The 7,156-nt window shown below is 65.9% G+C and carries 5 protein-coding genes and 1 pseudogene; 2 read left to right on the top strand and 4 right to left on the bottom strand.

What is annotated here, in order from left to right; all coding sequences use genetic code 11:
- Positions 1 to 1,087: autotransporter outer membrane beta-barrel domain-containing protein (locus IVB13_RS21020; protein ID WP_247490303.1), on the top strand; the 1,087-nt coding region annotated here is incomplete at its 5' end.
- Between the two features lie 36 nt (positions 1,088 to 1,123).
- Here IVB13_RS21020 and IVB13_RS21015 read toward each other — a convergent pair.
- The 4 genes from IVB13_RS21015 to pgm form a co-directional block, all read right to left on the bottom strand.
- Positions 1,124 to 2,104 carry a PDR/VanB family oxidoreductase gene (locus IVB13_RS21015; protein ID WP_247490301.1) on the bottom strand — a complete coding sequence of 327 codons (981 nt, stop codon included), beginning with the start codon at positions 2,102 to 2,104 and terminating at the stop codon, positions 1,124 to 1,126.
- A gap of 10 nt (positions 2,105 to 2,114) precedes the next feature.
- Positions 2,115 to 2,867 (bottom strand): GntR family transcriptional regulator, encoded by a 753-nt coding sequence (locus IVB13_RS21010; protein WP_204513794.1) that lies wholly within the window; start codon positions 2,865 to 2,867, stop codon positions 2,115 to 2,117.
- Positions 2,868 to 2,873: 6 nt separating this feature from the next.
- Entirely contained in the window at positions 2,874 to 3,923 is a 1,050-nt protein-coding gene (locus IVB13_RS21005) for an aromatic ring-hydroxylating dioxygenase subunit alpha (RefSeq protein WP_247490299.1), read from the bottom strand.
- Positions 3,924 to 4,211: 288 nt separating this feature from the next.
- On the bottom strand, positions 4,212 to 5,858 hold the full coding sequence (gene pgm, locus IVB13_RS21000) for a phosphoglucomutase (alpha-D-glucose-1,6-bisphosphate-dependent) (protein ID WP_247490297.1): 1,647 nt from the start codon (positions 5,856 to 5,858) through the stop codon (positions 4,212 to 4,214).
- 141 nt (positions 5,859 to 5,999) lie between these two features.
- On the opposite strand from pgm, the pseudogene IVB13_RS20995 reads away from it, so the two are divergent.
- Positions 6,000 to 7,138: pseudogene (locus tag IVB13_RS20995) on the top strand (alpha/beta hydrolase).
- Positions 7,139 to 7,156 lie beyond the last annotated feature (18 nt).

Below are 7,156 nucleotides of genomic sequence, written 5' to 3'. Positions count from 1 at the left end.
GCAGGTCTCCGGCGAAACCGCGACCGGGTCGCAGCAGTCCACCTTCAATGCGATGAACCAGTTCATGGGGCTGATGACCGATCCGTTCGTCGCCGGGCGCGATGACGGTGCAACCGCCGGCGGCAACGCAACCGGTTACGCCGACGAGCAAGCGCTCGCCTATGCCGCGAGGAAGCGCAGCCCGAACGACGCGCTGGCGGCGATCTATACCAAGGCACCAGCTGCGGTGCCGTTCCAGCAGCGCTGGAGCGTGTGGGCGGCCGGCTTCGGCGGCTCGCAGAAAACCGACGGCAACTCGATCGCCGGCTCGAACAACACCAGCAGCAGCCTCTATGGCACCGCTGTCGGCGCCGACTATCGCATCTCGCGCGACACGCTGGTCGGCTTTGCACTTGCCGGCGGCGGCACCAATTTCAGCGTCGTCAACGGTGGCGGCGGACGCTCCGACCTGTTCCAGGGCGGTGCCTTCGTGCGCCATACGGTGGGAGCCGCTTATCTCTCCGGCGCGCTCGCCTATGGCTGGCAGGACATCACCACCGACCGCACCGTGACGATTGCAGGCGCCGATCGCCTGCGCGCGCAGTTCAACGCCAACGCGTTCTCCGGTCGCGCCGAGGGCGGCTACCGGTTTCTGACGGCGTGGGCCGGTGGCCTCGGCCTTACGCCCTATGCCGCCGCCCAATTCACCACGTTCGACCTGCCTGCCTATGCGGAAACTGTCGTTTCCGGCGCCAACACCTTTGCATTGGCTTACAGCTCTAAGAGCGTCACCGCGACCCGCAGCGAGCTCGGCGTCCGCGCCGACAAATCCTGGGCAATCCCGAACGCGATCCTCACGCTGCGCGGCCGTGCAGCCTGGGCGCACGACTTCAACCCGGACCGCGCCATCAACTCCACCTTCCAGACGCTGCCTGGCGCCAGCTTCACCGTTAACGGCGCGCGGCAGGCCAGCGAGGCCGCGCTGACGACGGCGTCCGTCGAAATGAAATGGATGAACGGCTGGTCTGCGGCGGGCACCTTCGAGGGCGAGTTCTCAGACGTCACGCGCTCTTATGCCGGTAAAGGTGTGGTGCGGTACGCTTGGTAGGCCGCTGATCGGAAGAGCGCACCTGCTGAACCCCTGTCAGACCGTATCCGCCCGCAGCAGCGTGTCCACGGTGATGGTGCCGCGGGCGCGCGAAACGCAGGCGCAGATCTTCTGGTTGCTTTGCTTCTGATGGTCGCTGAAGAAGACGTCGCGATGGTCGATCTCGCCGTCGATGGCGACCACGTCGATGGCGCACAGGCCGCATTCGCCGCGCTTGCAGTCGTACATCACGTCGTGGCCGCTGGCGTTGAGGACATCAAGCATCGAGCGCTCGCGCGGGATCTCCAGCTCGACATCGGAGCCCTTCAGGCGCACGCGAAATGTCTCGGTCGGCAGCGTGCCGCTCGAACCGAACGTCTCGTAGCGGAGATCGGGAAGCGGATGGCCGGCGCCGATCCAGGCGTGGCGCGCGGCATCCAGCATCCGCATCGGGCCGCAGAACAGCGCCAGCGTGTCTTTGGGCACCGAGGCGAACAGGGCGTCGAGATCGAGCCGCTTGCCCTCATCGCTGGCGTGAACGACCAGGCGATCACCCAGCGTTGCGGCGAGATCGTCAAGATAGGCGGCCTCGGTGCGCGAGCGCACCGCGTAATGCAGCGTGACATCGGTGCCGCGCCGGGCCAGCGCCTGCGCGGCACCGAGGATCGGGGTGATGCCGATGCCGCCGGCGATCAGGCAGTAGTTTTGGCGTGCCCAATCGACGGCGAGCAGCGAGGCGGGCGTCGTGATGTCGAGCCGCGCGCCCGGCCGTAACGACCACATATAGCGCGAGCCGCCACGCGAGTCCTGGGCGCGGCGCACGGCGATCCTTAGACCCTGGGACGAGGCTTCCCCGACCAGCGAATAGGACCGCGTCTCGGGCTGCCCGTCGATGGTAACGCTGATATTGATGTGGCTGCCGACCGGATAGGCCGTGCCGTCGAACTGGTCGGGCCGGATCAGGAATTCGCGGATGCCGGGTGCGAGATCGCGTATCGAGACGAGCGTCGCCGGAATCCAGGTTTCGATGAAGCGCATGGCACTCCCCTCAATCGGTTGCGGACCTGATCAGCGCGAGCGCCGGCAAGAGGTCGAGATGGGTCCGGTTGCGCAGTGCGAGCCGCAAATTGCGCACCGCGAGCCGCGCATGCTCGCGCATGACCGCTTCGGCGCGGGCGCCTTCGCGGTTCTCGATGGCGTCGATCACGACGCGGTGGTGCTCCTGCCCGATGATCAGGATTTGCTGTGCCTCGGGCAGCGCCGACTGCGCCATCACGAAACCGCTCGGGGACGCAAACGGCAGCGACGAGGCGCGGTCGATCTGCCGGATCAGCGGCGGGCTTCGCGACAATTCGGTGAGCAGGGCGTGGAAGCGCGCGTTCAAAGTGACATAGGACGAGAACGCATCCACCGAGATCGGGACCTGGCGCAACAACTCGTCGATCGCGGCGAGGCACTCCTTCAGCGGCTCGAGCTCGCGCGCGGAGACGCCGCGCTCGGCGGCAAAGCGCGCGGCGAGCCCTTCGAGCGTTCCGCGCAGCTCGATGGAATCAGAGATGTCGCGCTCGGAGAACGCCTTCACCATGAAGCCGCCGGAGGGAATCGCCTCCAAGAGGCCCTCCTCCTCCAGCCGCACCAGCGCCATGCGCACCGGGGTGCGCGAGGCGCCGGTGGTCTCCACCGCCTGGAGCTCGGAGATGCGCTCGCCCGGGCGCAACGAGCCCGACAGGAGCTGGTCGCGCAGCGCGAGCTGCGCCTTCACGGTCTGCGAGACGGAGCGGTCGACCTCGCGCTCGGCCATGTCGGCTTACTCCGCGGCCTGAAGATGCTGCGGCGGATTTTCCTTTGCCACCATCTTGTCGATCAGCTTGCGCGTCCACATCGCGCCGGCGTCGATGTTGAGATTGTAGAAGATGCGATCAGGGTTCTCGTCCATCGCGCGCTGCTGCGCCTCGAGGATCAGCTCGTCCTCGTGGAAGATGCCGGAGACGCCCTCGCGGATCTCGGTGGTGATGCGCTGCTCGCCAAGTTGATAGTTGCGCACGAAAGCCCAGAAATAGTGGCAGGTCTTCTCGGTCTCCGGCGTGATGGTGTTGAGCACGAAGCCGTTGACGCCCTGCGAGCGGTCGCCTTCGGGCGCGCCGGTGCCGGTCGGCGCCACGCCGACGTCGATGGCAATGGTGCACGGCGCCTCGAAGCGGATGATCTGCCAGCGATCGACGAGGCCCGATCTGCCGAGCTGCTTGGCCCAGAACGGCGGCGCCTCGATGCCGCGCATCCAGCGCGTCACCGTCACCGTCTTCTCGCCATGGGTGACGTCGAACGGCGCCTCCGCAACAGCCTCGTTGCCGATGGACGAGCCGTGCACGAACGTCTCGTGGGTGAGGTCCATGAGATTGTCGAGCACGAGGCGATAGTCGCAATTGACGTGGATGGTCTTGCCGTCGCCCGCCCAGGCGGGATCGTGATTCCAGTGCAGGTCGGGCACCAGCGCGGGATCCGCCAGCGCGGGGTCGCCCATCCAGAGCCAGATGTAGCGATGACGCTCGACCACCGGATAGGCGCGCACGCAGGCCGACGGGTTGATGGTCTCTTGCGAGGGCATGAAGGTGCAGCGCCCTTGCGCGTTGTACTTCAGGCCGTGATAGCCGCAGACGACGGTGTCGCCTTCGAGCCGGCCCTTGGACAGCGGCACCAGGCGGTGCCAGCAGGCATCCTCCAGCGCGGCGACCGAGCCATCGGCCTTGCGGTACATCACGACGTGCTTGCCGCAGATCGTCCGCGGCAGCAGTGCCGGCTTCACATCGGCGTCCCAGGCGGCGGCATACCAGGCGTTCATCGGGAAAGGTTTTGTCACCGGTCTCACTCCCAAGGCTTATGAATACGTTATGTATACAATAGCGGAGGGGCGGAACATTCAAGGGCGGATATGGCGTATTATAATACCTTTATCCCGCATCGTGTATACAAATCGTTCCGCTATCATTCCCGCGAAAGCGGGGAATCCAGTACGCCGCGGCAGTCGTTGGTTCACTCAACTGGCGCCACGGCGTACTGGATCACCCGCTTTCGCGGGTGATGACACCTGTTGATGCGGCGAGTCTCCCCCGGGAGGAGCGGTGGCAGCAGCGCTTTGGCTCGACGACTACGCCCCGAACACCTTCGCCAATCCTGCCTGAGCCTCCTGCTGGATCCGCTTCAGGTGCTCGGGGCTGCGAAAACTCTCCGCATAGATCTTGTAGACGTCCTCGGTGCCCGAGGGCCTCGCGGCGAACCAGCCGAAATCGGTTTCGACCTTGATGCCGCCGAACGGCTGGCCGTTGCCGGGCGCCTTGCTCAGCGTGGCGCGGACGGGATCGCCGGCGAGATCCTTCAGGCCGAGCTGCTCGGGCGTGACGGACTTCAGGATGTTTTTCTGCGCCGTGGTCGCGGCGACGTCGATGCGCGCGTAATGGGGCACGCCGAACTCGGCAGTGAGGTCGTTGAAGAGCTGGCTCGGATCGCGGCCGGTCTTGGCCATGATCTCGGCCGCGAGCAGGCCGAGGATGATGCCGTCCTTGTCGGTCGTCCACACCGTGCCGTCGCGGCGCAGGAACGAGGCGCCTGCACTCTCCTCGCCGCCGAAGCCGAAACCGCCCGTGAGCAGGCCATCGACGAACCATTTGAAGCCGACCGGGGTCTCGACCAGCTTGCGGCCGAGTTTTTTCGCGACGCGGTCGATGATCGAGCTCGACACCACGGTCTTGCCGATCGCAGCGTCCTTGCCCCAGTTCGGACGGTGCGCGAACAAATAGAAGATAGCGGTCGCGAGATAATGGTTCGGATTCATCAGGCCGCCGGTGCGCGTCACGATGCCGTGGCGGTCCGCGTCGGTGTCGTTGGCAAAGGCGACGTCGAAGCGGTCGCGCATCGCAATCAGGCTCGCCATCGCATAAGGCGAGGAACAGTCCATGCGGATCTTGCCGTCCCAGTCCACCGTCATGAAGCGGAAGGTCGGATCGATCGCCTCGTTCACCACGGTCGCTTTCAGGCCGTAGCGCTCGATGATCGGATGCCAGTAATGCACGGCGGCGCCGCCGAGCGGATCGATGCCGATATTCACGCCGGCCGATTTGACCAGGTCGAGATCGACCACATTGCCGAGATCGGCGACATAGGGCGTGACGTAGTCATAGGCGTGGACGTTCGCGGTTTTGCGTGCCCTGGCGTAGTCGATGCGGTTCACGCCTTTGAGGCCGTCGGCGAGATAGGCGTTGGCGCGCTTCTCGATTACGGAGGTCGCGTCGGTGTCGGCCGGTCCACCATGCGGCGGATTGTATTTGTAGCCGCCGTCCTCGGGCGGATTGTGCGAAGGCGTGACGACGACGCCGTCGGCAAGGCCGGAGGTGCGGCCCTTGTTGTAGGTCAGGATCGCGTGCGAGATCACCGGCGTCGGCGTGTAGCCGCAGTCCTTGTCGATCATGATGTCGACGCCGTTGGCCGCGAACACCTCGACGGCGCTGACCAGCGCCGGCTCGGCCAGCGCATGGGTGTCGATGCCGATAAAGAGCGGACCGGTCAGCCCCTTTTCACGTCGGTAATCACAGATTGCCTGCGTCGTCGCGAGGATATGGCCCTCGTTGAAGCTGGTTTTGAACGAGGTGCCGCGATGGCCGGAGGTGCCGAACGCCACCCGCTGCGCGGGATCGGCGACATCAGGCTTGCCGGCGAAATAGGCCGTCACCAGCCGCGGAACGTTGGTGAGCGCGTCCGGCGAGGCCTGCTTGCCCGCCGCGGGATGAACATCAGCCACTGGATATACCTCGTCCTGTCGTAGAATTGCGCGATACCATAGCATCGGCCAAGCCCCCGCCAAGAGCACAACACCCGCGATGGGGCGGCCGTTCCTGAGATCATGCTATGGTCTTTCGATCTGGGCATTTCGAGTCGGGGCATGACGCTGTTTCAGAGGCTTCTGGTTGTTCTGATGGCCTGGCTTGCGATGGCCGGCATCGTGCCCGATGCGATGGCCGCGGAGTTCTACACCGAGGATTTGCGTATCCCGATGGCCGAGGCCGGACCGCAGGGCCTGGAGGCGTTCCTGGTCCGGCCGGCCGGGACCAAGCGCTATCCGCTCGCGCTGCTCAGCCACGGCTCGCCGCGCAGTTTCGACGATCGCGCGACGATGTCCGCGCACAAATATTACGGCATCGCTCTCGAATATGCCCGGCGCGGTTTCGCCGCGCTGATCGTGATGCGGCGCGGCTACGGCACCTCGCCTGGCGGGCGCGTCGACAGCGTCGGCGGCTGCGCCAATGCCGCTTACCTGCCGGCGGCGGCGGTCGCGGTTGCGGATCTGCGCGCGGCGATCGAGGCTATGGTGCGCAGGGCCGACGTCACCACATCAGGCATGATCGCAGCCGGTCATTCTGCCGGCGGGTTCGCAACCGTCGCGTTGACCGCGCAGGCGCCAGCGGGTCTCGTTGCCGCGATCAGCTTTGCCGGCGGGCGCGGCTCGCGCGACGACGACGACGTCTGCAATCCCAACGGGCTGGTGCAGGCCTTCGCCACGTTCGGCAAAACCTCGCGTGCGCCGATGCTGTGGGTCTACGCCGCCAACGATTCGTACTTCGGTCCCGACCTCGCGCGCCGCCTCCATGACGGATTTCGCGCCAATGGCGGCAACGCGAAATTCGTCGCAGCGCCGCCTTACGGCGACGACGGCCACTATCTCTATTCGGTGGTGAGCCGTCCGCAATGGACGCCATATCTCGACGCCTTCCTACGCGAGCGAGGTCTCGGCCACGATATCCTGAGCCCGCCTGATCCGCTCGCGCCGCCGGGCCAGCTCAGCGAGGCCGCGCGTGCCGAGTTCGCGCGCTATCTCGCCAGCACGATGCCGCACAAGGCTTTTGCGGTGTCGCCGAACGGCGGTTACGGCTGGCGTTCGGGGCGGGCAACCGTCGACGACGCCCAGCGCGATTCACTTGGCGCCTGCACAAAATGGTCGCCCGCCTGCGCGCTCTATGCGGTCGACGACAAATTGGCCGGGGCTGAAGCACATCAACCGACCAGAGCTCGCGGTCGCGATAGCTTCATTGCGCCGCTGGC

Source organism: Bradyrhizobium sp. 17 (genome assembly GCF_023073515.1).
Lineage (GTDB): Bacteria > Pseudomonadota > Alphaproteobacteria > Rhizobiales > Xanthobacteraceae > Bradyrhizobium > Bradyrhizobium canariense_D.
The sequence above is the reverse complement of the archived record's forward strand: the minus strand, read 5'-3'. Positions and strand labels throughout refer to the sequence as shown.

Bases quoted from the DNA above. Each gene is read 5' to 3' on its own strand.
- IVB13_RS21015 (WP_247490301.1), bottom strand. From the start codon at position 2,104: ATGCGCTTCATCGAAACCTGGATTCCGGCGACGCTCGTCTCGATACGC.
- IVB13_RS21010 (WP_204513794.1), bottom strand. From the start codon at position 2,867: ATGGCCGAGCGCGAGGTCGACCGCTCCGTCTCGCAGACCGTGAAGGCG.